23 protein-coding genes and 1 tRNA gene are annotated in these 26,766 nt (G+C 57.7%); 4 read left to right on the plus strand and 20 right to left on the minus strand.

Going from position 1 to position 26,766, the window contains the following annotated elements:
* Positions 1-154 precede the first annotated feature (154 nt).
* Both ACIQUI_RS00580 and ACIQUI_RS00585 read right to left on the minus strand, forming a co-directional pair.
* Entirely contained in the window at positions 155-1,522 is a 1,368-nt protein-coding gene (locus tag ACIQUI_RS00580) for an ATP-binding protein (protein ID WP_403194124.1), read from the minus strand.
* 1 nt (position 1,523) lies between these two features.
* Complete coding sequence (locus ACIQUI_RS00585) at positions 1,524-2,246, minus strand: response regulator (RefSeq protein WP_403194127.1); 723 nt, start codon at positions 2,244-2,246, stop codon at positions 1,524-1,526.
* 140 nt (positions 2,247-2,386) lie between these two features.
* Here ACIQUI_RS00585 and ACIQUI_RS00590 point away from each other — a divergent pair, with 140 nt between their 5' ends.
* Positions 2,387-4,684, plus strand: a complete 2,298-nt coding sequence (locus ACIQUI_RS00590; protein WP_403194129.1) for a TonB-dependent siderophore receptor — start codon at positions 2,387-2,389, stop codon at positions 4,682-4,684.
* Positions 4,685-5,218: 534 nt separating this feature from the next.
* Here the strand turns inward: ACIQUI_RS00590 and ACIQUI_RS00595 are convergent.
* The 9 genes from ACIQUI_RS00595 to ACIQUI_RS00635 all read right to left on the minus strand — a co-directional run bounded on the left by ACIQUI_RS00595 (position 5,219) and on the right by ACIQUI_RS00635 (position 15,452).
* Complete coding sequence (locus ACIQUI_RS00595; RefSeq protein WP_403194132.1) at positions 5,219-7,735, minus strand: TonB-dependent siderophore receptor; 2,517 nt, start codon at positions 7,733-7,735, stop codon at positions 5,219-5,221.
* Positions 7,736-7,835: 100 nt separating this feature from the next.
* Positions 7,836-8,819, minus strand: a complete 984-nt coding sequence (locus ACIQUI_RS00600) for a FecR domain-containing protein (RefSeq protein ID WP_403194135.1) — start codon at positions 8,817-8,819, stop codon at positions 7,836-7,838.
* Positions 8,816-9,331, minus strand: coding sequence for a sigma-70 family RNA polymerase sigma factor (locus tag ACIQUI_RS00605; protein WP_403194138.1), 516 nt, complete (start codon positions 9,329-9,331; stop codon positions 8,816-8,818). The genes ACIQUI_RS00600 and ACIQUI_RS00605 overlap by 4 nt, the downstream gene beginning before the upstream one ends.
* Before the next feature lie 144 nt (positions 9,332-9,475).
* Positions 9,476-10,024 (minus strand): hypothetical protein, encoded by a 549-nt coding sequence (locus tag ACIQUI_RS00610; RefSeq protein ID WP_403194140.1) that lies wholly within the window; start codon positions 10,022-10,024, stop codon positions 9,476-9,478.
* On the minus strand, positions 10,002-10,580 hold the full coding sequence (locus ACIQUI_RS00615) for a DUF6036 family nucleotidyltransferase (protein WP_403194142.1): 579 nt from the start codon (positions 10,578-10,580) through the stop codon (positions 10,002-10,004). Before ACIQUI_RS00615 ends, ACIQUI_RS00610 begins: the two co-directional genes overlap by 23 nt.
* Before the next feature lie 589 nt (positions 10,581-11,169).
* A complete protein-coding gene (locus tag ACIQUI_RS00620; RefSeq protein WP_403194145.1) occupies positions 11,170-11,775 on the minus strand; it encodes a hypothetical protein in 606 nt (201 codons plus the stop codon).
* A 148-nt stretch (positions 11,776-11,923) separates the two neighbouring features.
* Positions 11,924-13,780, minus strand: coding sequence for a DUF3732 domain-containing protein (locus tag ACIQUI_RS00625; RefSeq protein WP_403194147.1), 1,857 nt, complete (start codon positions 13,778-13,780; stop codon positions 11,924-11,926).
* Positions 13,777-14,247, minus strand: coding sequence for a three component ABC system middle component (locus tag ACIQUI_RS00630; protein ID WP_403194150.1), 471 nt, complete (start codon positions 14,245-14,247; stop codon positions 13,777-13,779). The genes ACIQUI_RS00625 and ACIQUI_RS00630 overlap by 4 nt, the downstream gene beginning before the upstream one ends.
* Positions 14,244-15,452 carry an ABC-three component system protein gene (locus tag ACIQUI_RS00635; RefSeq protein ID WP_403194153.1) on the minus strand — a complete coding sequence of 403 codons (1,209 nt, stop codon included), beginning with the start codon at positions 15,450-15,452 and terminating at the stop codon, positions 14,244-14,246. Before ACIQUI_RS00635 ends, ACIQUI_RS00630 begins: the two co-directional genes overlap by 4 nt.
* 508 nt (positions 15,453-15,960) lie before the next feature.
* Here ACIQUI_RS00635 and ACIQUI_RS00640 point away from each other — a divergent pair.
* On the plus strand, positions 15,961-16,569 hold the full coding sequence (locus ACIQUI_RS00640; RefSeq protein WP_403194156.1) for a hypothetical protein: 609 nt from the start codon (positions 15,961-15,963) through the stop codon (positions 16,567-16,569).
* 10 nt (positions 16,570-16,579) lie between these two features.
* Here the strand turns inward: ACIQUI_RS00640 and ACIQUI_RS00645 are convergent, their stop codons facing one another.
* The 3 genes from ACIQUI_RS00645 to ACIQUI_RS00655 all read right to left on the minus strand — a co-directional run bounded on the left by ACIQUI_RS00645 (position 16,580) and on the right by ACIQUI_RS00655 (position 18,495).
* The gene (locus ACIQUI_RS00645; RefSeq protein ID WP_403194159.1) at positions 16,580-17,908 is read right to left on the minus strand and encodes a tyrosine-type recombinase/integrase; all 1,329 of its coding nucleotides are present in this window, start codon (positions 17,906-17,908) and stop codon (positions 16,580-16,582) included.
* A 164-nt stretch (positions 17,909-18,072) separates the two neighbouring features.
* Positions 18,073-18,148 (minus strand) — tRNA-Thr (locus ACIQUI_RS00650).
* 98 nt (positions 18,149-18,246) lie between these two features.
* Entirely contained in the window at positions 18,247-18,495 is a 249-nt protein-coding gene (locus ACIQUI_RS00655) for a hypothetical protein (RefSeq protein WP_403194162.1), read from the minus strand.
* A gap of 577 nt (positions 18,496-19,072) precedes the next feature.
* On the opposite strand from ACIQUI_RS00655, the gene ACIQUI_RS00660 reads away from it, so the two are divergent.
* The gene (locus ACIQUI_RS00660; protein ID WP_403194410.1) at positions 19,073-19,342 is read left to right on the plus strand and encodes a DUF3077 domain-containing protein; all 270 of its coding nucleotides are present in this window, start codon (positions 19,073-19,075) and stop codon (positions 19,340-19,342) included.
* 365 nt (positions 19,343-19,707) lie between these two features.
* On the opposite strand, the gene ACIQUI_RS00665 is transcribed toward ACIQUI_RS00660, so the two are convergent.
* From ACIQUI_RS00665 to ACIQUI_RS00685, 5 genes are all read right to left on the minus strand, one after another.
* Complete coding sequence (locus ACIQUI_RS00665; RefSeq protein WP_403194164.1) at positions 19,708-20,913, minus strand: methyltransferase; 1,206 nt, start codon at positions 20,911-20,913, stop codon at positions 19,708-19,710.
* Between the two features lie 127 nt (positions 20,914-21,040).
* Positions 21,041-21,730, minus strand: a complete 690-nt coding sequence (locus ACIQUI_RS00670) for an ABC transporter permease (RefSeq protein ID WP_014589362.1) — start codon at positions 21,728-21,730, stop codon at positions 21,041-21,043.
* A complete protein-coding gene (locus ACIQUI_RS00675; RefSeq protein WP_403194167.1) occupies positions 21,730-22,422 on the minus strand; it encodes an ABC transporter permease in 693 nt (230 codons plus the stop codon). Before ACIQUI_RS00675 ends, ACIQUI_RS00670 begins: the two co-directional genes overlap by 1 nt.
* Positions 22,423-22,476: 54 nt before the next feature.
* Positions 22,477-23,229: an ABC transporter substrate-binding protein gene (locus tag ACIQUI_RS00680; protein WP_403194169.1), complete on the minus strand. Its 753-nt coding sequence runs from the start codon at positions 23,227-23,229 to the stop codon at positions 22,477-22,479.
* Positions 23,230-23,240: 11 nt separating this feature from the next.
* Positions 23,241-24,014, minus strand: a complete 774-nt coding sequence (locus tag ACIQUI_RS00685) for an ABC transporter ATP-binding protein (RefSeq protein WP_403194171.1) — start codon at positions 24,012-24,014, stop codon at positions 23,241-23,243.
* A gap of 641 nt (positions 24,015-24,655) precedes the next feature.
* Between ACIQUI_RS00685 and gabP the strand changes: the two genes are divergently transcribed.
* Entirely contained in the window at positions 24,656-26,041 is a 1,386-nt protein-coding gene (gene gabP / locus ACIQUI_RS00690) for a GABA permease (protein ID WP_403194173.1), read from the plus strand.
* 180 nt (positions 26,042-26,221) lie between these two features.
* On the opposite strand, the gene ACIQUI_RS00695 is transcribed toward gabP, so the two are convergent.
* Positions 26,222-26,668: a hypothetical protein gene (locus ACIQUI_RS00695; protein WP_403194175.1), complete on the minus strand. Its 447-nt coding sequence runs from the start codon at positions 26,666-26,668 to the stop codon at positions 26,222-26,224.
* Positions 26,669-26,766 lie beyond the last annotated feature (98 nt).

Here is a 26,766-nt window from a genome sequence, read left to right on the forward strand (position 1 = left end):
CGGTGGGTTGACTGTGCGAGCGGGCGAGCCCGCGAACACCGGCAGCGCCGGTGCCATCCACCGCGTTGCCTGTTTCGCGGGCTCGCCCGCTCCCACAGAGATCGCGCAGGCTTACAGATTTTGGTCAAGATCAGAGGCTGGGTTCGCTTGAAGGTCAGCGTGGCAGCAACACGCTAGCCCGCAACCCACCGCCGTCGCGGTTCGACAGCATCAGATCGCCGCCATGACTGGTCGCGATCCGTTGGGCAATGCTCAACCCCAGCCCATACCCACCAGAGGCCTGGTTACGTGAGCCTTCCCCGCGCACGAACGGGTCGGTGATGGTGGCCAGCAACTCCGGCGCGATCCCCGGCCCGCGGTCGTCGATGTGGATGAACACCCCACTCACCGCCTGTTCCAGCGTGACCGAGACGTCCTTGGCATAGCGCAGTGCATTGACCAGCAGATTCTGCAGGCAACGCTGCAACAGCAGGGCATCGACCTGTGAGTCGCCTGCGTGGCCATGCACCGGCAGCGGCTCTTCGGCGGTAGCCAGGTCGGCGCACTGGCGTGCCACCAGCCGGTCCAGGTCTACCTGCTGCAAGTTCAGTTGCTCTCCCGCGCGCAGGTAATCGAGTACCTGGCCGATCATGTCATCCATCTGCGTAATGTTCTGCTGCAGGCGCTGGCGGTGTTCGTCGTCCGCCAGGCGCTCCAGCCGCAGGCGCATGCGGGTCAGCGGGGTGCGCAGATCGTGAGACACCGCAGCCAGGAAGTAGGCTTTATCATTGACCATGGCAATCAGCCGCTGCTGCATGGCGTTGAAGGCCTGGGCCGCCTGGCGAACTTCCTCCGGGCCATCCAGTGCCAACGGCGGCTGCTCCAGGTTGCCACCCAGCCCCCGTGCAGCATCGGCCAGGCGCCGCAACGGGCGCAGGCACAGGCGCACGGCAATCAGGCACACCAGCAACACCGCAACGATGCGTAGCGCATACACCCTCAGCAGATAATCGCTGATCAGCACCCAGGCCGACTCGCCGCTCCAACCCTGCAGTTCCTGGCCATCGATGGTTAGCCAATGGCCATCGGTCAACGGCACGGCAAACTGGATATGCGCCTGTGCTGTACGCAGCCCGAACAGGCTGCGCCAGACAATCGGCTGGCCCAGTTCATCGGTCAGTTGCACCTTCATCAGGCGCACCTGCTGGGCATGCCCCAGTTCGTACTTGAGGGCTTGATGCAGCAACAGCTCGACGCGCCTGCGCCCGCGGCGCTCGTCATGTTCAGACGCGGGCAGGGTTTCGGCGCAGCGCAGTTGATAGTGGGCGGGTACCTGCAGCGTGCCGGCGTGGCAGTTTGCCTGGGCAATCAGTGGCGCACTGCGCGCTGCGATCAGCCGCACAGGCGCCTCGAGCACTTGGGCGAAACGCACATCGAACCAGATGCTGCTCGACATCAACTGGATCACCAGCGTACCGCTGACCATGATCAGCAACAGCTGACCAAACAAGGTGCGCGGCCACAGCCGGCGAAGCCAGCGCATCTCAGGCATCCGCCTCAAAGCTGGCGATGCTCAGCAGGTAGCCTTCATTGCGGATGGTAAGAATTTGCGCTGCGCCTGCCGGTGCCCGGCGCAAGTGCTGGCGCAGGCGGCTGACGCACATGTCCACCGAACGGTCGTCGGGCAGGTGGTCGCGGCCGAATGCACTGCGGGTCAGCTGATCGCGTGAAACCACCCGGTTGTTGGCTTCCAGCAACTCACGCAGCACACGGTAGTCGGAGCGCGGCAGGGTCAGGGTTTCTCCATCAGGGCGCGTGAGCAGGCGCTTTATGTGCTCCAGGCGAAAGCCTGCGAACAGCTGGGCATCCACCACGGCAGGTTCTTCTGCGAGTGTTTCCAGGCGTTGCGGGCGACGCAGCACGGCCTTGATCCGCGCGATCAGCTCACGCGGCTCGAACGGCTTGGCCAGGTAGTCGTCGGCGCCGACTTCCAGGCCGATGATGCGGTCCAGCGTGCTGCCCTTGGCCGACAGCATGATCACCGCCAGACCTGGCGTCGCTTGCAGCTGGCGGCACAGGCTGAGGCCGTCTTCACCCGGCAGCATCAAGTCGAGCACCACCAGTTCCACCTTGTGCCGGGCCAGCTGGTCGCGCATTTGCTCGCCGTCGGCAGCTGCCAGTACGTTGTAGCCGGCATCTGTCAGGTAATCACAAAGAAGTTCGCGGATCTCGTCGTCATCATCGACAACCAGCAGGGTCGTGCTCATGCGGAAAAACACCTGTTCGGTGAGGGCCGGTGGCGCTCGTTACGTTCAATTACATCCCCGTACATGTCGGGTCTGGAGCCGGGAGGGCCGATCCCTAGAATCCTAACAAAAAATCAACTGCAAATACGAAGCCTTCCCAAATGAACTTCACCAGAACCCCTAAAACACCCTCCGCGTTTACCCGTGGTGGCAGCCACCTCAAGCCACTCGCCTTCTGCGTTGCCGTCGCCATCAGTGGCGGCGCCGTGGCCGCAGACAGCAAGCCGCTGGAACTGGATGCCACCCAGATCGAAGACAGCGCGTTGCTGTCCGCTGACGATACCGGCCAGATAGGCTACACCGTCGAGAGCACCCGCAGCTCCACCGGCCTGAACCTGACCCCACGGCAGACGCCGCAGTCGGTCACCACCATCACCCGCCAGCAGATGGAAGACCGCGGCATCCACACCATCGAGCAGGCGCTGGAAACCACGCCGGGCGTAACCGCCAACAAGTCCGAAGTGGGCGGGCGTACCGACTACCGTGCCCGTGGTTACTCGATCAGCAACTGGAAGGTCGACGGCCTGCAGACCCAGGGCGGTTCGGACTTCACTGGCAGCGGCAACGCGCTGAACATGGACCTGTACGAGCGCATCGACATCGTGCGCGGCGCCAACGGCCTGCTGGGCGGCACCGGCGACCCTTCGGCCACCGTCAACCTGATCCGCAAGGCGCCGACCAAGACCTTTGGCGGCAGTGCCTACGCCACCTACGGCAGCTGGGACAAACGCCGCCTGGGCGCCGACCTGAACCTGCCGCTGTCCGAAGACGGCCGCCTGCGGTCGCGCTTCGTCATGACCCAGCAGGACGCCAACTCGTTCCGCGACAACCAGTCCGAACGCTCCCGCGCCGCCTTGGCCAACTTCGAGTTCGACCTGGACGACGCCACCACCCTGGGCGCCGGCTACCAATACGAGTACAACAAGGTGGTCGGCGGCGGCTGGGGTGCGAACATCCCGCTGTGGTACCGCGACGGCAGCAAGACCGACCTGCCACGCAGCACCAACGTGGTGCCCAGCTGGAGCTTTGGCGAGTACACCACCCGCACCGCATTCGGCTCGCTGGAGCACCGCTTCGACAACGACTGGACGCTGGACCTGAAAGCCTCCCAGGCAACCACCGAAGCCCTCAACCACCGTGGCCTGGCCAAGGTCAACTCCGCAGGCCGCGGCAGCTATGGCGGCTACTGGGACCAGGATGGCAGCGGCGCCGTGCTCAACGGCCTGCACAGCTCCAGCGACACCACCCAGCAGTCGGCGCAGATCGACCTGTCCGGCCCGTTCCAGCTGTTCGGCCGCACCCACCAGGCCATGGTCGGCTACAACGACAGCCGCACCGTGGGCTGGTCGCCGCAATACACCTGCACCATGGTTGGCGACGGCATGGCCAGCGCACCGGCACTCGGTTGCCAGTTCCGCGCCAACAACGGCTTCCCGGTGACCAACTGGCACAATGGCGTGGATGACGACTACGACATCATCGCCTCGCGTACCGGCCTGCACAGCAAGACCACCACCCGCTTGCAAGGCATGTACGCCGCCACCCGCCTGAGCATTACCGACCCGTTGTCGGTGATTGTCGGTGTGCGCACCAGCAACTACTCGTCGGTTACCCGCAGCGTGGCCGGCGAACGCAGCAGCCAGGAAGAGAACGGCATCGTCACCCCGAACCTGGGCGCGGTGTATGACCTCAACGACAACTACTCGCTGTACGCCAGCTACACCGACATCTTCACCCCGCAAACATCGGAGACCGTGAGCGGCAGCAAGGTCGAGCCGATTCGTGGGCAAAGCTACGAGACCGGAGTCAAGGGCGAGTGGTTTGACGGCCGCCTGAACGCCTCGGCGGCGTACTTCCGTACCAAGCAGGAAAACAAGGCCGTGCTGGATGGCGACCTGACCACGCCGACCGGGGCCAGTGCCTACAAGGCAGGCTCCGGTGTGGAAACCGACGGTATCGACCTGGAAGTGGCAGGCGCGCTGACCCCCAACTGGAACGTGTATGCCGGCTACACCTACCTGCACTTCCGTCGCATCGACAGTGACGGCCGCAGCGACCCGTCGCACCTGTTCAAGGCTTCGACCACCTACCGCCTCAGCGGCCCGCTCGACCGCCTGACCGTGGGTGCCGGCGTGACTGCACAGACCAACATCCGGGCCATTTCCAGCCCGGCCGGCCAGCCCACCAATGGCGTGAGTAACGGTGCCACCGACGTGAACTGGTCCGGTTATGCCATCTGGAATGCCATGGCCAAGTACCAGGTGACCGATGACGTCAGCGTCACCCTTAACGCAAACAACCTGTTCGACAAGCACTACTACACCCAGTACGGGTTCTATGCCGGCGGGATCTATGGCGACCCGCGTAACCTGTCGCTGACGGTGAGCACCGCGTTCTGACCGGACGCGGTCAGGTGTAGGAGCGGCCTTGCGTCGCGATGGGCCGCGCAGCGGCCCCAGCATCTCGGCGCGCATGCAGAGAATGCCGGGGTCGCCCAAGACCTGCGCTGTCTCTGTGGGAGCGGGCGCGCCCGCGAAACAGGCGACGCGATGGATGGCACCGGCTTTGCCGGTGTTCGCGGCTAAAGCCGCTCCCACAGGGTAGGCGCAGACGGTGAGGTTGGCGCTAATCCTGTGGGAGCAACTGTCTTGTTCAAGATCTGAAAGCTTGTGCAATCCCTGTGGGAGCGGGCTTGCCCGCGAACACCGGCAAAGCCGGTGCCATCCACTGCGTCTCCTGTTTCGCGGGCATGCCCGCTCCCACAGGGACTGCGCTGGCTTTGAGTTAACACAGTATCTGTGGGAGATTTAGCCGCGAAGAGGTCCGCACAAGCAGCACAAGACCGTTGCTCCCACAGGGGGCCGCGCAAAGCGGCCCCTTTCAGCTGGGTTCAGCCACTTGGGTGTATCGCCTGAAGGCCAAGCTACTGACGACTAGAATGTGCCTCTCAACGTCAGCATGTAATTGCGCGGGTCACCATAGAAGTTGCCGTTCGCTGCGCTGGAAACCGTCTGGTAGTACTTCTTGTCGAACAGGTTGTTGGCGTTCAGCGACACGGTCCAGTGGTCGTCCACGCGGTATTTCAGCAGCGCATTCCACACCGCGTAGCCACTTTGCTTGTAGTCGAACGGGATTTTCTGCTGCACAACGTTGCCATTGCCATCCACCCGCACTGTTTCACCGCTCACATACGTGGCGCTTTGCATATCAGCGCCACCGCCCACGGTCCAGTCCGAGAACTCCCCTGGTAACTGGTAAGTTGTCCATACCTTGAATTGATGCTTGGGCGTGATCGTGTTCAGCCCTTTGTTGGTGTTCTCGTTCTTGTTGTAGTTGTACACATAGCTGGTCATCAGGTTCCAGCCTTCAAGGATTTCGCCCGTGGCTTCAAGCTCGATGCCCTTGTTGATAACCTCACCCTGGTTCAACCAGCAGCAGCTGCCCCCATACAGTGTGTCTTTGGACTCGTAGGTGGTGTCGCGTATCGCGCCGTTCTTGCGCTTGGTGTAGAAAACGGCAAGGCTGGTGTTCAGGCGGCCATCGAGCAGTTCACCCTTGATGCCCACTTCGGAGGTATGGCCGACCAGCGGCTCCAGTACCTGGTTACTGTTTTCCGGCCCGAACAGGTAGCTTTGCTGGGGCTTGAAGATCTTCGAATAGCTGCCATACAGCGACCATTGCTGATCAAGGTCGTAGACCGCGCCAAAGTAAGGCACGAAGCGCGTAGGCTCACGCATGTCGATGTTGCTTTGCACCACCCCGGCGTTGGTATAGATCTGCTGGAAGTGGTAACGGGCCGCCCGGCCACCCAGTATGACTTTCAGCGGGTCAGTCACTTGCAGGGTCAGGCGCCCGTACATCCCGTACTGCTCCTGCGTGTTGGGGCTGTAGTCACGCGGGGTCTCCAGCGAAATCGTGGTGGGCTTCCAGTACCCCGGGTCGTAGATGTCGATGGGCACGCCAGTGCCGGTGAACGCCCCCGCACCCTGCCAGCGGCTGGTGACGCGCTGGTAGTCGCTACCCACCACAAACTGATGCTCGCGGCCAAAGGCATCGAAACTGCCGGACAAGTTGCTGTCGATCAGGTCCTGGCTGGTTGAGTAAACGTTGTAGCTGGCACGCCACACAGGCCCGGTCATGGTCACCGGGTTGACGGCATTGCCCGACACTGCGGCCAGTGCCTTGCCCGCATCGCGGGTGTTGGTATACGAGACGTTCAGCTTCCAGTCGTTGTCGAAGTAGTGGTCAACCTTGGTAAAGATCTCCTGAGAGATATTGTCCATGTACGACCAGTTCTGCCCAAAGTTGGTATGCCGTGGCAGCCTGATATCTGTACCATTGCTATAACGCGGCAGGCCCAGCGATGAGTTGGAGTGGGTGCTTTCGTACATGCCGCCCAGGGTGAAAATGGTCTGCGGCCCGAGGTCTACTTCGAATACCCCGTAGATTGTAGGTTTCTGGGTGGCCAGGCGGTCCGTGAAGTATTGGCGGTCGGTGTAGGCCGTCACCACGCGGCCGCGTACGTTGCCGCTTTCGGTCAATGGGCCGGTCACGTCGATTTGCGAGCGATAATTGTCCCAGGAGCCGGCGGCGGCCTCGAACTTCAACTGAAAGTCTGACAGCGGGCGCTTGCGCACCAGGTTGATTACACCGCCCGGGTCGCCCACGCCGCCAAATAACGCCCCCGAGCCACGCAATACCTCTACATGGTCGAATTCGACCAGGTTGTAGAGCCGGCGCGAGTAGAAGCTGGTGGCCACCGACGACAAGGCCATGGGCGCGGCGCCGTCGATCTGGATGCTGTCGATGTTGAAACCACGCGAGTAGAACTCGTAGGTGTCGCTGGTGGTTTTCTGCACCGTCACCCCAGGGGCCATCTTCAGCGCATCCTGCAAGCTGGTGACGGCGCGGTCCTCGATCAGCTGGCTGGACAGCACCGATACCGACTGTGGTGTGTTGCGCAGGCTGGTCGGGCTCTTGGAACCCACGCTGACCGCGCCGGTGGTGTACGAGCCACTGTTCTCGGTCATCTCACCCATGCCCTGGCCGCTGACCAGCGTGCTGCCCAGTTCCATCACCGCGCCCCCGCTAACGGCGACCGGGTCCAGGGACCAGTTGCCATTGGCCGCCTGGGTGGCGCCCAGGCCAGAGCCCAGCAGAAGCAGGCCAAGGCCCTGCTCGATGGTGTAGTCGCCGCTCAGGGCCGCCGCATGCTTGCCACGTACCAACGCCGGGTCATATGAGAAATTGATGTTGGCCGTTTGGGCAAATGCGTTGAGCGACTGTTCCAACGCGCCTGCAGGCAGGTCGTAATGGCGAATGTCTGCCTGGGCGGCATGTGCCGTACCCACTGGCAGTGCCACGCTTGCTGCGCTGGCGAGCAGCACGCCACGCAGCGCTACGGCAAGGCGGGTTTTGGCAACCGGGCGGGGAGGAAACGCGGATGGCATGTGAATCGAGCTCCATTCGTTTGGCAGGGGTCTTTTCCCTGTTAGCCGAAGTGCTCCGAAAAACCCGCAGCCTGAAGCGCGATTTTCTTGCAGAAACAGCTCAAACCGCTACCACGCGACGCCACAGCCGGGTGACGCGCTGGATTCTTACCGGCATCGACTCTTCGAGTGCATCCAGCGCCCGGTCGATGTCGGCAAGCTGGAATACACCGGAAACCTTCAACCCGGCAACCTCAGGCGCACAGGCCAGCCAGCCACGCTGGTAGCGGGCCAGCTCGCTGACCAGTGCCTGCATCGACATGCTGCGGGCTACCAGCTGACCCCGTGTCCAGGCGCTGGCATCCATCTCGCCCAATGGCAGTTTCACGCAGCCTTCGGCGCTGATCGAGTACTGCTCACCGGCCTCGACCAATTGCTGCTGCATGTGTTGGTGAATAGCAACCTGACTGTGTTCGACTGCAAGCCGGGTAGTGGACTCATCCTGGCGCACCGCGAAAGCGGTACCCAGCGCCTGCAACCGGGCTTGGGCGGTATGCACCCAGAAACTGCGCTTGCCGCCGGGCACGCCATCGTCGGGCCCGGTGTCGATGAATATCTCGCCCTGCAAAAGCTTGATCAGCCGCTGGTGCTCGCTGAACACCACATCGACTGCCGTTCGGGTATTGAGCTGCAACCGTGTGCCGTCGGCCAGCATCAGCGTTCGCCGCTCACCCACGGCCGTGCTGTAGTCTGCGGCCCAACGCTGAACACCCTCCCGGCCTTGCCAGCCCGTCGCGCCAATGATCAGCCCGGTACCCACCACCTGAAGCAGCCGCCGGCGGCCCAACTGCCGATGCTGCATGCGGTCCAAAGTATCGTGGGCGACACCACCGGGTACGCCACACAGGCCGGCGAGGTTGCTGAGCGTCGATTCATTGCGCTGCAGCGCCTGCCAGGCCGCCTCATGCAACGGATGCAGCTGGCGCCAGTGCAGGCAGCCCTGCATCGCCTGCGCGTCGGCGTAGCCGGAATGCAGGCGCACCATCCACATGATCGCCTGGTCGAGCACTTCTTCCGGCAAGTCGGGGCGGGTTGCGCTGGTCATAAGGTGGCGAAATAGCAGTGGCGGATGGCCTTGGCCATGTAGCTTTCCACCGACCTCAGGCTCACACCCAGTTGCAGGGCGATTTCCTTGTAGCCCAGGCCGTCCAGGCGCGACAGCAGGAACGCCTTGCGCACTTTGGGCGGCAAGCCGTCGAGCAGGGCGTCGACCTTGGCCAGGGTTTCCAGCAGGATCATCTGGGCTTCGGGCGAGGGCATCAAGGCTTCAGGCAAATGGGCAATGGCGTCCAGGTAGGCCCTTTCCACCCGGTCGCGGCGGGCGCGGTCTATTACCAGAGCCCGGGCGATGGTGCTAAGCCATGCGCGGGGCTGATGTACGTCCTTGAGGCGGTCGGGCTTGCCCAGTACGTTGACGAAGGTGTCCTGGGCCAGGTCTGCGGCATTGTCACCTTGGCGCAAGCGCTTGCGCAGCCAGTCGACGAGCCAGGCGTGGTGCTCGGTGTAGAGGGACTGGATATCTGTTTGCACGGAAGGCGGAGCGGGTGGTGAGGACACTGCGGGCCTTGGGTTCAGATAGGAATGCGGATGAGAATTTGTCGCATCTTAGCTGGGGGTGGTTGGGGATGACAAGGTGTTGCTAGAGGGGGTGTGGTCGAATTAATCCAAGTCTAGGTCGATGGCTAAGACATGAGGGCACTCTCAGTTTGCTACACGCTCCCGTTTATCGTTTTTCAGCTTCGTGTAGCCGCTCGGTAAGTGATGCTCATCCACGAAATGCCTGGTTTGAAACTCAAGCACCATGCTCATGACATTACTCACGTTCTCATCAAGCCCCCAAGTGACGGCGAGCTTGTCGTAAGGATTTACCTTGGCTGCCCTTTCAACGACCTTTTGGCTAGCGCTGTGTGAAAGGTCGCTCCAACAGGCAACGAAGTCTTTCATTCTCGAAGCCTGCTCGGGTTCCATGCATGGAAAACGGCGAAGCCGATCAACCAGATACATGAGCCTGCGTTTGCGTACTCGCGCTACGGCAGGGTCTTTCAGCCGATCTTCTATGGCTCTGCTCGTCGCATCGTTGGCGTACCAGAAAGCATAGGCAAAGGCGGCAGCGACTTCTTTTTCGAGCTGTTCCAAAGATCCTTTGGTTGCGGCGACCACGACGCGACGAAAAGCATCAGAGCTTTTCACGCTCCCCCCGCTGAGATCGGTCGATTGCGGGGTGTGGCTAACGCTGTTCTGCTGCGTCATCGAGAATGATCCTCAAGTAACTGATCACGGTGGCCTTGTCGCACGGATAGTAGTCGATCGCTTCCAGTGCCAGCTTATCAAGCTTCTCAAGATCAAGGTCCAGCTCTCGGATGAGTGTCAGGATGTCTTCGCGGTCACGCTCCGTGAAACGCCCTAGCTTGGAAATGGCCAGATCAAATGGGTTCGCTATGAACACTTGCATCGGCGCGTTTTCTTGCCCTGGCAGAGCGATGGCACGCTCGTCGTAATCCTCGTGCAGCGGGCACAGTGAATTGTTGAAGCCTTGATCGAACACGACGGACAGATCGAGCCCGTTCTCCTCATAGTCCTCGGGAGCCTGCAGCACGGTCTTGATTTCCTCGATCAGCAACTGCTCGGAAGCGCGAAGCTCTGCGTCCACATCTGCGCTTCCGCGGGCGTTCGTGAGGATGTGCATGGCGCATCCGCCGAAGACGTAAATTTTAAGCGTTCCTGGGCGCATGCCCTCCAGTAGCGGCAACGCCCGCTCAAAGAGGCTTTGCACGGCTTTTGACAGAGGGGTTTGCAGATGCAGCATGATCCCAATGCTCATGATGGGTGTGACGAGAGTCTATCTGAAGGAAGCCAAGGCAGAATTTTATTAGTGTCAGGAAAATTTTCCTTGTCGCGGGTGCTTGAGTCTGCGGCGGTATAGGGGGCAATCAAGCTATCGACTTTTTGCGAGCACTGAGCGGATTGCTGGTCCGCTGCGCGCCAGCTTTTACACCGACTGCAGCGACCTTGAGCGTTGTACAGTGCCTGGAAGAGATGGCTTGCCGGCGATGAGGCCAGAGCAGGAAACGCATGACAGCTGGAGATACACCGGTCACGTTGGCTTCGAGAAATTTGTTCAAGTGCGAGCCGGGTGGGTCGAGGGTGATTTGCAATGCCTGAAACAAAAAAGGCCCACCTTTCGGTGAGCCTTTTGGAGTACTGCGTATGGGCACCAGACGAACGGTTTCTTGCTGTGAGGGTAGGGGATTCGCGGGGCTGGAATTTGGTGGATTTATGAGTGTACCTCATAGCATCGCTATAAATAAATCAGCTCTTTATGGCTATTTGTGGAATCGAACTGGAATTGTCTGATGTAGTGTTTCTCGCTGGATAGATATTAGCGTGCTGCGCGGTTAGATATTTCTTCTATCCCAAAGAAGTCTAATTTTTTTGACTCTCCTATTAACTCTACGCTTTGACCACCACGAAGGGTAGGTACCTTTTCGGTAGCATTTCAGTAACTCCCTATCAATACTTTTCCGGACTTCATCAGCTTCCTTTAAGAGTTTTCTGGCTAGTGGTATATTGTTATTTAGTCCCTTTACCCAGTCTCCTACTCTGGCAATTATGGCAATACCTTCTTCCATGCCGTAAAGCTTATATCGATATACGGCTTTAGCTTTTATCAAATGTTTTTTGTCGCTATCGATTCGAGACTTATGTTTTTGTATGGAAGTTACATATTCAGGGTGATGCTGTAGAGGCGGGTTTTCAAATTTCGTTACTAAGATTGTAGCCGTAGCTAATACCTCATGCATTTTTTCTCCGAGTCCTATCATTCCATCTTCTAGGAATTTTCTGACCGTTTCTTGCTCTTTGATTTGCATATCAATTCGCTTAGACTTTATTAGGCCTATGAAGCTAAGCAGAGCTGTTATCCCAGTCATTAAAAAAGCACCTATAGCAGCAAGTGCAAGGAAAGCATCTTTATTGGTTTGTGCGATTTCTAGCCAATTCATAGTCTTCTTTTAGTTTCTCATACTTGTTTTGAAATAAGATTTTATTGTTTCAACTTGGCGCCATGGGGTTATACATCAATTTTCATATGGCGGCGTGCGCCGTGCTTTTAATAAAAAGTGCGGCGCTTGGTGCCTATTATTTGCCTGATTAGCTGTTCTTCCATGAAGGTGGTATGAGTGCAGTTCCGCCTCTAAATACAGGTAGTAAGTGGGTGTTTTTCATATCGTCAAACATTGACGTTGGTACATGCTCAAAGACGATGATCTGAAATTCTTTCTTATATTCTTTATTCGCCCTGGCAATGAAATTGTCGAGCATCTCGAATGCTGTTCTTATCTTGACTCTATCACTATGAGGCAAATTTTCCGGATCAGATTCTTCATCATCTCCCCAGTAAGGCCTGCTCGGCTGGTCTATGATTAAGAAGCTAGGAATGAACTTTGAGTTTTTATTTAGCGCTACTTCATGCAGCGCTAAGAAGTGAATTAAATGTAGGAACATGTGGTTTGAACTGCTCCCTACGTTTTCAATAAGTGTGGATTTCGGTTTCCTAAGTTGAATTTTCTTTTCTTTATAGTTGAAGCTCGCATACCATGTAGCATAATTTTCAAGCGCTGTACCAGTCTCCAGCATGAGTGCGGCAGCCACCTCATCGATAAGGCTAATTGTTGCTGCCCGCTCTGACTCAACATCCTTAACTTGGATTGAGTCGAGCTCACTAGCTAGGTTAGATGTATCAAGTGGTACTTGTTTTTTTGCTTGCTTATCATCAATTCGAGAATAGATGCTTAGTTTTCCTCGCGCTTCGCCTAGGAAAACCCACATGTCTTGAAGCTCTTTGAACGAACGTGGTACTTCAGGAAGGACTTGTAGTTCTTCTTGTAGAGATTGCTTGCGTTCCTGGAGTTTTTTTACAGCTGCGGTTACCTGACTTTCAACTGGTCTTCGAGCCTTGATTGCTTCATCGATTGTTCGTAGGTCAACCTGTAAACTGCTAATTAATTCGTCGAATATAGACGATTTAATGACTTCTCCTGAGCGATCCATTAAGATTCTTAATGGTTTAAGGCTGTCTTGCGAGTTTTTGATCGTCGATTTGTAGTTTTTATATTCTTCGGTGAATTGAGAATATTTTCGTATTTGTCTATTTATTGAGAATAACTCGCTATTTACATCAGCGCGTCGTTTGGTTGAAGCGTCATAGTTTGGTGTTATGTCCGTGTTTGATAATGAATCGCGTAAGCTAATTGCAGTAACATCCTTATCGACCTCTGGTATAAGTCCGAACTCGGCTGCTTTTGATGCGATTTCACGAATCTCGCTTGCGAAGCTACTCTGGTTGTCCGATATGGTTGTTTTTTTTCGTTCGTGCTTTGCGATCTCTCTTTGAAGTTGCTCTTTACGTTCGCGAGCAACAATATTTTCTAGATCGTCAATCCCTAGCGCAAGATCAAATATCCTCGGAAGTGCTTCACGATATCGGTCTATTTCCTGCTTATCAAAAAAGGTTTTACTATTCAATATTATATCGTCAGATATGGTGTTGAATAAGAAGAAATATCGAAATGAAACTTTAGATCCAGATTTAATAACCCTTCCCCCGAAGGGCATTTTAATTCTGTCGTCGATTGAGAACTCAGCCTCGAGAATTCTTCTTAGATCTTCTTGATCTATGGTGGCTATAGGTGTGATAGGTACTTCACCGATCGACGAAAAAAAGTACTCGGATGAAACCATGTTTCCGTTTGGGCTGCGACGAGCTAGAAAGTAGTCTTTATCATTTATATAAAACTTGATCCCATACCAACTGACGTTGTCATTGATTACGTCATGGGGTATGTCATGATCGCTCGCAAGGAAACAATAATCCAAGACCTTTAGTAAAGTCGACTTTCCAGTCTGGCTTTCACCTGTAATAATGTTGACTTTGTTCCTTTTAAATTCTAGTGAATGTATTTTATCTTCTTTGGACCAAAGGGTTATCGAGTCTATTCCAAAGTTCATAGCTGTACTCTGAAGTTTAGGTAGAGTTCTTCTACGGGCTCGCTCAACATCTCAGCAAGTTTTTCCGATGCTTGATTGATTTTATGTGCTCGTTGCCCGAACTCCGCGCAGACGTTTAATCTTTCCTTAAGCACAATTTTTTCACCGAGTCGCGCGTATCCAAGATGGATCAATAACTGAATAGAGTTTAGAGATAGTGGGAGAGTGCTTTCAAATCGCCCATTGAAATTGGCGAAAAGTTGAGGCTGTCCTGAAACCAGTGCAGCGGAGCCGCGCACTAGTGTCCCTTTGTGTGCCATATACGATAACGTGGGGCGATGTACTATCATGGGTATAATTAATAGGGCCTTGGGGACGGAAATGCTACCCAGATGGTTAAGTGCTGATGCAAGAGCGACAACCCCAATACCAATGTTGTTATAGCCGTCCCAAAATCCATTGGTGCGCCTGATTTTGTCTTCCATCATATGGTCTTCCAGTCACGGTGCCATCCAATCAGATTTTCATCAGAGAGGTGGTATAGCTCACCATTGCTTAATTCAGTATTCAGCGCGCTGTTAGCAATTGAGAACTCGATTTTGCGAAGTTCATGGAGTAGTGACTTTGCTTTTGCGACCGCTTCATGATCTAGGCAGTCTTCGCACCAGTGTTCAAAGGAATTTCTCCATTTTCCTTTAACATCACTGTGGAAAGCTTCAATTTCATCTGTAACAAGCTCCCCTGATTGGTGCCAGTCTTCTATAAAGCGAGCTATTTTAAGCCGTTGCGTAGTAAGTTCAAATGCACGCTCTAGATCTTCTTTCTTTACAGCGTTAATTGCTATGAGTTGTTTTACAAACGTCTGTGCAAAAACATCTTTAGGGTATGCGGGCTTGAATGGTTTATTTAGTTGTAATGGTTCTCGCGAGGATGAAAATATACTTCTATAGCGTGAATAGAACGAGTCAAAGTCCAAAACAATTTTTTCACCATTTTTGATGTTTATGTAGTTGTCACTTCTGATGTTAGAGTCCAGGCGCTCGAAAACGAGATCTACCCTTGTTCGCTCAACCATTTTTTCTCTGATTGACTGCTTGATTAATGCATGAAGATCATCAAGCGCTAGTTCAAGATGGACTCTGCTGAGGAAAAGTGATAACACTTCATCGTCAAGGCCCAAAACAATGGTTATATAGTTTTCAATGTCAGAGTTTTTTGTTTTTTTGCAAAGTCCTTCAATGTATGTTCGCAGGTCGCCAAAGCTATTCTTAGAACATTTAAAGTTATCTAGCTCTAATAGAAATACATTTTTCTTACTTTCTGTTTTGTTTGTAACTAAGTGAAATTCCGACCGCTTAACAAATTTAATCTGTTCTGCTTTTTCCTGCCTTTTTGCCGCGTTGTCAGATATTATTCTTGCCCAGTTATGAAGGGTTTTCCAAAGGTCTTCGTCAAGCTCGGTTAGCGCCGTCGTGTCTCCTGACGTTGCTTTCTTGACCGTGTGTTTAAGTTGGAATAGCAATTGAGTGTCATTATCTAAATCTGTGTGCACGTCATCCTTAACTTCAAGGCCAACGGATTGGCCAGATTTTAAGTTAAGTAGCCTATAAATGAAGTAATAGTATTGGTAATGGAATCCGACTTCTTTAGTATCGTTATTTGTTTTTTCTGTAAAGTTTTTGTTGGTGGCCACGTTCTTTCACTCGCCCATCCGCTTGATTTCCAACGGGCAGAGGGAGTGGTTAGACGCCAGCGATCCTCCCTGACCGACATGAATCTATGAAGCCATGCCCTGTCGCCGCTTGCAAGCAGATTGCCATCACTCGTTGGTGCTCCTCCAACGCAGATTTGTGGCTTACCCGGGGTGGAGTCCATGCCATTTAGGTTGAGACAGACTTGTATTTTGCTATGGCCAGGATCTCCGAAGGATTACTTGACTCGACTGTGGCACGCCACCCCTGGTTTTTCCCCACGTCATCCCGCCAAGAATGCTGAGTGTTATCAGGGATCAAGGCCCCTGCGGCCTGTGGGGAATGTCCACTACGCGGGACTGGCGGCTCCTTACATCCGGGAGCAAGGGCATCTCATGATCTGGCCTCCTAAACACCGTTGCCGGTGGGCGGGTGGAGGCAGCGCTGGCTGACTAAACCAGCGCCTGAAGATCCTGAGTCAAGTGAACGCAGCAATGCGATGACCGGGGCATGCCTGACTGTCAGTCAGGTGCAGTCCATTCCCTGGTCTGCGGCACCATCATCTGCATGGCTGTTGCTGGTGACATCGGCGTTTGTCACGCCGATTGTCACGAGGGGGATTGCTGCAAAGCCTTATGCGATCAGGGCTGCAGCAGTGTTAGAAGCGCCCGTCTCTTTCCAGAAGAAAGAGACGGGCGCAGGTTGGCGCAATATTCGGCCAAGCGAATAGGTGCAGGGCAGCGAGGTACGGTATATCTGGCGCACGAGCGCTATATGTGTAAGAGCATCCATCACATGGGTAGTGACCGGGCGAGGTGCCGGATGCGAATCGCCTTTGGGGAGAACCAGCGCGAGAACGGCGTGACCTTGAAGGTTCGGGTCACCTGGGTGCTGTCCAAGACAGCGTTTGCAACCTCAGTTCTACGCCTGTGGATAGTTTTGGTCAACGCCTTGATTTTCAAGGCTTCTGGGTTTGTGCATGAAATTATCCACCGGTGGAAATCAGTGGTATCCGAAGGATTTGTGTCGGCTTTTAGCTTTGCAAAGCGAGGTCCATCCAAACAGGGCGGCTTTGCAGCCCTGTTTGGATGGACCCGAATTAAGAGCGGCCAACGGTGACCTGGAGGGTTCACCGACGATTGAATGCGCCACGCCCACTTGACAAGGGAGTGATGTTGTCGCCGGCTGGATGGGCGAACTCATGTGGAGTGACATGCCCCGATCTGTTGGCATCGATGTAATTGCTCCACCACGCCATGATCAGCCGACGCTGCTCCAGAAATTCGGCCTTGTGGATATAGGCGGCGCGCACGCGATTGCGTTCCTTGTGGCTCATCTGCCGCTCAATAGCCGCGTCTGTCCACAGCCCTGACTCCAGCAAGGCGCTACAGGCCATGGTCCTGAATCCATGCCCGCATACCTCCTTGGATGTGTCGTAGCCAACGTTGCGCAGCACCTGGTTAACCGTGTTCTCCGACATTGGCTTCCAGTACTTGTGGTCACCGGGCAGCACCAGTTCGGAGAAGCGACTCAAGCCGCGTAGCCGTTCAAGGATCGCGATGACTTGGGGTGATAGCGGCACCATCTGTATGTTTCCGCTCATCTTGGTGCCACGGGTGGAATTGCGCACGCCGTCGATTGGCTTACGGGTGTCCGGGATTTCCCACATCGCCCTTTGCAGGTCGAACTCATCCCAGCGTGCAAAGCGCAGTTCGCTGGAGCGCACGAACACGTGCAGTGTCAGCAATACAGCCAGCTTGGTTAGCTCACGGCCGTTGTAGTTGTCGATCCGGCTGAGTAGTTCGGGGAGGCGGTTGAGTGAGAGGGCAGGGCGGTGCACGGTGCGCGGGGCATGAATCGACCCTGCCAGATCGAGCGCCGGATTTTGGCTGATCTGCCGCGCCCGCTTCGCGCCCCGCATGATCGTGGAGAGATAGTTCTGCACGCGCAGGGCGACGTCCATGGTGCCGCGATCTTTGATACGCAGAGTGACCTCAAGCAGGTCATGAGTATCGAGTTCAGCAATGGGGCGTTGGCCGATCAGGGGGAAGACATGGGTGCGCAACCGGCTCATGACGGTCTTGGCGTGTCCCTCCGTCCAGCGCCGGGACATTTCGGCGTGCCACTCCAGGGCGACAGTTTCAAAAAGCAGGGAAGCTCGTTGAGCAGCTAGCTTCGCTTTCTTCTTCTCTTCCATCGGGTCGAGATTGTCGATCAACAGGGCCTTGGCTTCATCGCGCTTGGTCCTGGCTACGGCCAGCGAGATGATGGGGTAGTTGCCGATGATCAGCGTGCCTTCTTTGCCGCTGGGCTTGAAGTAGCGCAATCGCCACGTTTTCACGCCATTGGGTTTCACGAAGAGGTACATGCCGCCACCGTCGAATAGCTTGTAGGCACGTTCGCGAGGTTTCGCCGTACGGCACTTGAGGTCGCTGAGAGGAACGGCTAGACGTGGCATAAGGGTACGTTCTCCATGCAGGCAAGACGCTGTACCCTAAAAATACCCCCGGGGATGGGGTATTTTGTTGGATCCCGACGGAGGGTCCTGGAACGAAAAAACCCGCCAAAGGGCGGGTTTTAGGGGCTTCCAAGGCATTCGGTGGAATGCGATGGAGCTGGATATGGTGCCGGCACCAGGAATCGAACCCGGGACCTACTGATTACAAGTCAGTTGCTCTACCATCTGAGCTATACCGGCAATGGGGCGTCATTATAACGATCGTTTGGCGGCTGTAAACCACTTCCTTGCAAAAGATCGCAAATGACCTAAGTCACCGACCTAAAAGGAGAATTTTCCTACCAGCCACGGTGGATTGTGGTGACGCTTGGCTCGCTTTTACCTGGGTTGAAGAACAGCTTGTCGTTGTCGCAGCCGCGCTTGCGGCACGGGGTTTCGGTGCGTAGTGGCAGGCCGTTGTCGCCGCCCAGTTGCATGCCGGGGTAGTTCCAGCCGAGGTTGCTGTTTGGGTGGGGCGAGGTGCCGCTGGCGCAGCCGGTGAGGGCCAGGGCGAAGGTCAGCAGGGCTAGGGGTTTGGCTTGGGTCACGATGGTCAGGTCCGTTGGTCCATTGTCGGTTCTGGCGCAACGCCAGAAGGCCGCGGGGCTGGCGGGCAGCGCGCGACGTCACTTTTTAATGATTTGGGGGAGGGATGATACACGGTTGCGGGGGTGGGGGTTTAGCCTTGTGTTGCTTGATAGGGCCTCTTCGCGGGCACGCCCGCTCCCACAGCGACCGCACAGTCTTCGGGTTTGTGGCAATTCTGTGGGAGCGGGCGTGCCCGCGAAAGGGCCATCAGCTGTACGAAAATCCTGAATCATGGGCCAAAAGCTTCAGGTTCTGGACGCTTCGGAACTATCCTACGAGCGCCGCCGAAGTATCGCTGTTGTCGTGGAAATGGCTCAGGGATAACGTTTTCAGGTCGCTCTGGCGACCGGGTGTGAGAACCCGACTTTAGAACGTATCGGCTGCGTAATGGCGACCCTGCACGGGCAGACCTTGGTCTGGCCGAGCTTCCTACGTTCACTCGGTTTCTCACCCCGTGCTTGGTTGCCACCTTCGTTCCGTGAGAAAGAATGAGCACGGCAACTCCTTATGAACGCAGGAGTTTGAAAATTGAAAACGATCAATCCGGATAAGCCAATCACCACCGCAGGCGTAGAAACCTTCCTTGCCGCTGGCAACCCATCCCTCAATCTGCTGCGCGTCGAGCCCGGTGTCCCGGTCGATGCTGCCTACGAACATGTCTCGATCCTGATGGGCTACATCAAGCACCTGGTGCGCGAGGGGGATATGGAAGATGACCATAAATTCCTCGGCGCGGCTGACTACCTGTGCGACATGGCCAAGGCGCTGATGAACGATATCGAGATCGCCAAGAACAAGGCGCATTAGGCACTGACGCGGTCCACTGTGGGAGCGGCCTTGTGTCGCGATGGGCCGCGCAGCGGCCCCCCGTTTTCAGCGCGATTGCAGAGATCGCCGGGGCTGCTCTGCAGCCCTTTCGCGACGCAAGGCCGCTCCCACAACGATCGTGAAAAGGCTTCTTGCGCCAACCACAAGAAATGTTTATGCACAAGTGGCATTGACAGCTTGCGCGAAAGGCATGCCGGATTGCTGCGCCGCTGGTCTTTGCGCAAACGCCTGTTTTTACTGGGCTTGACCTACAAGCGGGAATAAGCCAAGCGTTTGAAATAGCGCTTGGCTCCAACAGGTAATCACAAGCTTGTTCACAGAGTTATCCACAGGTTGTGCTGCGGCTAACGGTCGCGTTCGGCAAGGATCAACAGGTTGCGCGGGGTCAGTGGATAGTCGCAGAACAACCCCAGGCGTACGTCGTAGCCTTGTTCTTCGAGGAACAGGGCGCGATCGAGCACCAGCCACAGCTCCAGTGGCCGACGGAACAGGTTGCGCACGCGCTCCAGGTTGCGTACCTCGGCCAGCCGTTGCCAGCCGGCGGCTTCCAGTGCCGCCCAGTCCGGTTTGCCGTGCAGCGGCAGTTGCTTGAGCTCAGCCAGGTCTCGGCAGTATTGCTCAAACGGCTTCTCCAGCCAGGCCACTGGTAGCGACGGGGTCGGCAGGTATTCGCCACTCTGGCGCTGCTGACGTTGCAGCAAATCAAAGCCCAGGCGCCGTGCCATCGAGGTGTCGCGCTGGCGTCGTACGCGGGCACCGGCGGTGACGGTTTCACTGAGCGGCAGGCCCAGGTCGTCCAGCGACAGATGCAGGCTCGATGCCTGCGCGGCTGTGGATAACGGCTGGTACTGCTGCGCCGCGATGCGGTTGTAGCAGCAGGGCGCCACGGCCAGTTGCCGGCAGCCTTGCTGGCTGGCCAGTTGCATCAGGCGTACATGCAGGTCACCACAGGCGTGCAGGGCAACCACGCTTTTCTCATCAGCCAGGTGGCGGGCGCTGTCGCTGGCCATCACATCCTGGTGCACGTGCTGCGCGGGCAGGTGGTGGTGGGCGCTCAGGGCCTGGCCAGCGGCGACCAGTTCGGCGTCGTACTCCAGGCAGGTCAGTTGCTGGCCGGGTTGTAGCAGGCGGCGGCCGAGGTGGCCTTTGCCGGAGCACCAGTCCAGCCAGTGCCGGGGCGGGTCGCGGAAGGCCAGGTGGCTGGCGAAGGCTTCGATCTGCTGCCATTTGCGGCCGGGCACGGCTACGTCCAGGCGGTGGGCGGCGGGGGGCAGGTCGGTTGCCGGGAGGTTTCCCAGGGCGGATAGCTGTTCGGCTTGCCGGGCCAGTTGCGGGAACGGGGCCGGCAACAAATCAGCAGTGTCGGGGTGTTCTGCATCTGCCAGGGAAGACTGGCGCAAGTGGGCGGCGAGCTCGGGGTGAGTGGTTTCCCAGCCCAGTTGCAGGGTGGTGAAGGGGCGCGGTTTCCACAGCTGTTGGTGCTCGATCAGGAACTGGTCGAGGGCCTGGAAGCGGGTGCCTAGCTGGTCGCTGTGGAGGTAGTTGGCCATGGGTAGATGTGTGTAGGTTTTAAGGGCCTCTTCGCGGGCACGCCCGCTCCCACAAGTACAGCGCCAGCCTTGAATGTGGCGCTATACCTGTGGGAGCGGGCGTGCCCGCGAAGCAGTCAGTGAGCTATCAGCGACCCTGGCAGGCGTCCACGCGCAACCAGCGCTCCAGCAGCTTGAAGCCCTGCACCAGCATGAACGAGATCACCAGGTAGAACACGCCTGCAGCAAAGAAGATCTCCACCGGCAGGTAGGTGCGGGCAATGATGGTACGGGCCATGCCGGTCAGTTCCAGCAGGGTCACGGTACTGGCCAGGGCACTGGCCTTGAGCATCAGGATCACTTCGTTGCTGTACGCCGGCAGGCCGATGCGGGCAGCGCGCGGCAGCATGATGTAGAACAGTGCCTTGCCCCGCGACATGCCCAGCGCCCGTGCCGCTTCGATCTCACCTTTGGGGATCGATTGCAGCGCACCGCGCAAAATCTCGGCGATGTAGGCGGCGGTGTGCAGGGTCATGGTCAGCACGGTGCACCAGAACGGATCGCGCAGGTACGGCCACAGCGAGCTCGAACGCACGGCATCGAACTGCGCCAGGCCGTAGTAGACCAGGAACAGCTGCACCAGCAGTGGTGTGCCGCGGAAGAAGAAGATGTAGCTGAACGGCACCGCGCGCACGTACCAGTGGCGCGAGGAGCGGGCGATGCCCAGCGGGATGGCCAGGATCAACCCGGCAACCACCGCAATGGCCACCAGCTCCAGGGTCAGCACCGCGCCCTCGGCCAGGCGTGGCAGCCATTTGAAGATGACTTCCCAATTCATTATTCGGCCCTCGCAAAGCCGCGAGCGGCGCGTTTTTCCATGAAGTGCATGCCGGTCATGGCGATGACGGTCAGGCTCAGGTAGATGCAGGCCGCCACCATGTAGAAGGTGAACGGCTCTTTGGTCACGGTCACGCCGATTTGCGCGTGGCGCATGATTTCTTCCAGGCCGATTACCGACACCAGCGCGGTGTCCTTCATCAAAATCATGAACAGGTTGCCAAGGCCGGGCAGGGCGATGCGCCACATCTGCGGCAAGATGATCCGCGACAGGATGCGGCCCTTGGACAGGCCCAGTGCCAGGCCGGCTTCACGGTGGCCCTTGGGGATTGCCAGGATGGCGCCACGGAACACTTCGGTGGCGTAGGCGCCAAAGCACAGGCCAAGGGCGATCACGCCCGCCGCGAAGGCGCTCAGTTCCAGGTCCGGCATGTTCAGGGCCTCGCCGAGGGCGTTCATCAACCCGACGGTGCCGAAATAGATAAGCAGAACCCACAGCAGTTCGGGCACGCCGCGAACCAGGGTTGAGTAGAAGCCGCCAAGCCATTGCAGCGGCTTGATCGGCGAGGTCTTGGCCAGGGCGCCGAGCAGGCCCAGCACCAGCCCCAGCAGCAAGGCGCAAAGCGCCAGTTTTACGGTCATCAGGGTGCCGGCCATCATGGCCGGACCGAATCCGTGCAGGTCGATATTCATGGGCAGGTCATTCTAGGGACTGGCGCGCCACGGGGGCGCGCCGGTCAGGGCGGGTCATTCGATGCTGAACGGGAAGTACTTGTCGTTGATCTTCTTGTACGTGCCGTCGGCTTTGATTTCTGCCAGGGCTTTGTTCAGGTCGTCGCGCAGCTTGGTGTCACCTTTGCGCACGGCAATGCCGATCTTGTCGCTGTCCATCACCGGCTCGCCCTTGAACTCGAAGTTCGAGCCTTCTTTGCCCTTCAGCCACTCGTACTGCACGTACTTGTCGGCCAGGATGCCGTCGATGCGGCCGGACACCAGGTCTAGGTAGGCGTTTTCCTGAGTGTCGTACAGCTTTGTGACGACGTCCGGGAAATTGTCTTCAAGGTAGGTGCCGGCCAAGGTGGCGCGCTGGGTGCCGATGGTCTTGCCTTTCAACGACTCTTTGTCAGTCTTGAAGTCGACGTTTTTCGGCGCAATGAACTGCAGCTTGTTCGAGTAGTACGGATCGGTGAAGTCGACGGCCTGCTTGCGCTCGTCGGTAATCGACAGCGACGACACCAGGAAGTCGAACTTCTTGGAGTTCAGGGCCGGGATGATGCCGTCCCAGTCGGAGGTAACAACCGAGCACTCGACTTTCATCTTGGCGCACAGGGCGTCGCCGATGTCTTTGTCGAAGCCGACCACGTTACCGCTGGCATCCTTGTTGTTGAACGGTGGGTAGGCGGCTTCGATACCCATGCGCAGTTTTTCCGCGGCCATGGCATTCGCCGACATCACCAATGTGGCAGCTGCTGCCAGGAGAAACTTCTTGTAAGTGTGCATGTATTGCTCCGTTAGCGGTGGCTGGACATGAATTGCTTGCAACGCGCCGAGCTCGGGTTCTCGAAGACCTGCTGTGGCGATCCCTGCTCTTCTACCAGACCCTGGTGCAGGAAGACCACTTCACTGGACACATTGCGGGCAAAGCTCATCTCGTGCGTTACCAGCAGCATGGTACGGCCTTCGTCGGCCAGTGCGCGGATAACGTTAAGCACTTCCTGGACCATTTCCGGATCGAGCGCCGAGGTGGGCTCGTCGAACAGGATGACCTTGGGCTTCATGGCCAGGGTGCGGGCGATGGCAGCACGTTGCTGCTGGCCACCGGAAAGCTGGGCGGGGTAGCTGTGGCGCTTGTCGTAGATGCCAACCTTGTTCAGCAGTGCTTCGGCGGCTTCGATGGCCTCGGCCTTGCTCTGGCCGAGCACGCGGCGCGGCGCCTCGATGATGTTGTCGAGGATCGACATGTGCGGCCACAGGTTGAAGTTCTGGAAGACGAAGCCGATCTCGCTGCGCAGGCGGTTGATCTGGCGGTTGTCGGCAGCGATCAGGTCGCCGTTCTTGGCGGCCTTGAGCTTGAGTGCTTCGCCAGCAACCAGGATTTCACCCTGGTGCGGGTTTTCGAGCAGGTTGATGCAACGCAGCAAGGTGGACTTGCCGGAGCCGGACGACCCCAGGATGGAGATCACGTCACCGTCGCGTGCGGTCAGCGAAATGCCCTTGAGAATTTCCTGCTCGCCGTAGCGTTTGTGCAAGTTGCGGATTTCCAGCGCGGGCGTGGCCTGAGCCATGTGCGGTCCTCATGTGTTCGGGTGCGTTCCCAGCTGTTGGCGGCCTTCCTGGCGTGCGCCAAGCTAGCATAGCGGCATTATGACGGCCAACAGGGTCGCCGGGGACTGTGGGCACTGGTGGGGCAGTTTGTCGCATCGCTACAGCGTAACGTCGCGCAGATGTCCGCGAAGGTGTCGCCCAGCACCAGAGCCTTGATGAAAAAAGGCGCGATGGTGCCAGCTTTGGCCCGCTCATGGAAGCGCTTTCGGCCCATTCGCAGGTTAAACCTGACCTTAAGGCCAAGCGATCCCAGTGGCGGCGGTTCCCCCGCGAAGGCCTCCATAAGCTCACAAGGTTGTACCCCGGGGTTGCACTTTTTTGCATTGCGGCGGTGCACAGGTGTTACCGGGGAGCACCTTTGGTGCGTTTGTAAGTGGGTATTTCAGTAATCCGATGATTTGGCGTGCTTTCGGTCAAGGTATGGCCGAAAGCCCTCCAAACCGCGCCCTGAAAGGCCCGCAGAATTTTCTGACGAATGCATTCAGCACATGGCGCGCTAATTGCCAGTAGGAAACCGCCGATTGCAGCGACGCCTAGGTCAACCCCTGGCGCGCTCCGTACCCGCAGTCGGAGTGGTCCACTCCTTACAAAGGTAGTTTCAATGAGCGGTAACAATTCCAATGACCTCGCTCAGGGGCTCAAACAACGGCATGTCACCATGCTGTCCATTGCTGGCGTCATCGGTGCCGGCCTGTTCGTCGGCTCCGGCCACGCCATCGCAGCGGCCGGCCCTGCCGTGCTGCTGGCTTACGCCGCCGCCGGTACGCTGGTCGTGCTGGTGATGCGCATGCTGGGTGAAATGGCGGTCGCCTCGCCTGACACCGGCTCGTTCTCTACTTATGCCGACCGCGCCATCGGGCGTTGGGCCGGTTTCACCATTGGTTGGCTGTACTGGTGGTTCTGGGTGCTGGTGATTCCGCTGGAGGCCAACGCCGCTGCCGCCATCCTGCATGCCTGGTTCCCTGCGGTTGACCTGTGGGCGTTCTCCCTCATCATTACCCTGGCACTGACCCTGACCAACCTGTGCAGCGTGAAGAACTACGGCGAGTTCGAGTTCTGGTTCGCCCTGCTCAAGGTGCTGGCGATCATCGGCTTCATCGCCGTGGGTTGTGCTGCCATGTTCGGCTTTGTACCGAGCAGCCAGGTGAGCGGTGCCAGCCACCTGTTCGATACCCAAGGCTTCATGCCTAACGGCCTGGGCGCAGTGCTGGCAGCCATGCTGACCACCATGTTCTCGTTCATGGGCACTGAAATCGTCACCATCGCCGCAGCCGAGTCGAAGGACCCGGGCAAGCAGATCAGCCGCGCCACCAATTCGGTGATCTGGCGTATCTGCCTGTTCTACCTGGTGTCGATCTTCCTGGTGGTGGCCCTGGTGCCGTGGAATGATCCGGCCCTGGCTGAGTTGGGCTCCTACCAGACCGTGCTGAGCCGTATCGGCGTGCCGAATGCCAAGCTGATCGTCGACATCGTGGTACTGATTGCCGTGACCAGCTGCCTGAACTCGGCGCTGTACACCTCTTCGCGCATGCTGTTCTCGCTGAGCAAGCGTGGTGACGCCCCGGCCATCGCCCAGCGCACCACCAAGGCGGCGACCCCGCACGTGGCTGTGTTGATGTCTACCGCAGCGGCGTTCCTCTGCGTGTTCGCCAACTTCGTGGCCCCGGCGCAGGTGTTCGAATTCCTGCTGGCCAGCTCTGGCGCGATTGCCCTGCTGGTGTACCTGGTGATTGCCGTGTCGCAGCTGCGCATGCGTGCCCAGCGTGAAGCCCGTGGCGAGAAGATCACCTTCAAGATGTGGCTGTTCCCTGGCCTGACCTGGGCGACCATTGCCTTCATCGTTGCCATCCTGGTGGTGATGGCGCTGCGTGAGGATCACCGTGCGGAGATCATCGCGACTGCACTGCTGAGCATTGGTGTGGTGGCGGCTGGCTTGCTGGTGCACCGCAAGCGTGAGGCTGCCGGGCGGGTGGCGCTGGATAACTGATCCACGCTGGCTGCAATGAAAAGGCCGTGCCCTGTGAAGGGTGCGGCCTTTTTTATTGGCTGTACCGGCCCTTTCGCGGGCATGCCCGCTCCCACAGGTGCGGCGTTGCCCTCAGGCTTGTGCTTAGCCTGTGGGAGCGGGCGAGCCCGCGAAGAGGCCGGTACAGGCTACATGGCCCTGTCAGCCAAACTGCTTCTGCTGCTGTTGCTGCTTGGCCACCAGCTCCGAGGCCGCCACATAGGCTGCCTGGAACTCATCGCTTTCCAGCCAGGCCATGGTGGCCTCTTCGTCGGCACCGTCCAGCCATTTGCGGTAAGCATTGAACACCAGCACGATGTAGTCGGTGGCGTGCTCTTCCTTGTGGCCCTTCAGTACCAAGGCCAGCAGCGGGTCAACCAGGAATACCGAAATCATCGGCACCAGGCCGCCGCTTTCCTGGGCTTCCTTCATCTTGCTGAACATCGCGTCGTAGCTGCCCGACTCCATGGCCTTGTTGTACACCTGCTCGACGCTGGCGCTGTCGCCTGCGCTGGCCTTGACCGCCTGGCCGCTGCGTACCATGCGGTTCTGCTTGGCCTTGCTGGCGGCGCGCTTGGCGCGTTTCTGTTGCTTGGTAGGGGTGGCCATCGAGTGAGTCCTTGGGTGTGTCTGAAAAGTGCGTGCATTGAATCGCACTTGCCTGCGAAACCCAAGCGGCATGCGAGGGTCTTAGTCACGCTGCCGGA

Origin of the sequence: Pseudomonas sp. NPDC090592 (assembly GCF_044769185.1) — a bacterium.
GTDB lineage: Bacteria > Pseudomonadota > Gammaproteobacteria > Pseudomonadales > Pseudomonadaceae > Aquipseudomonas.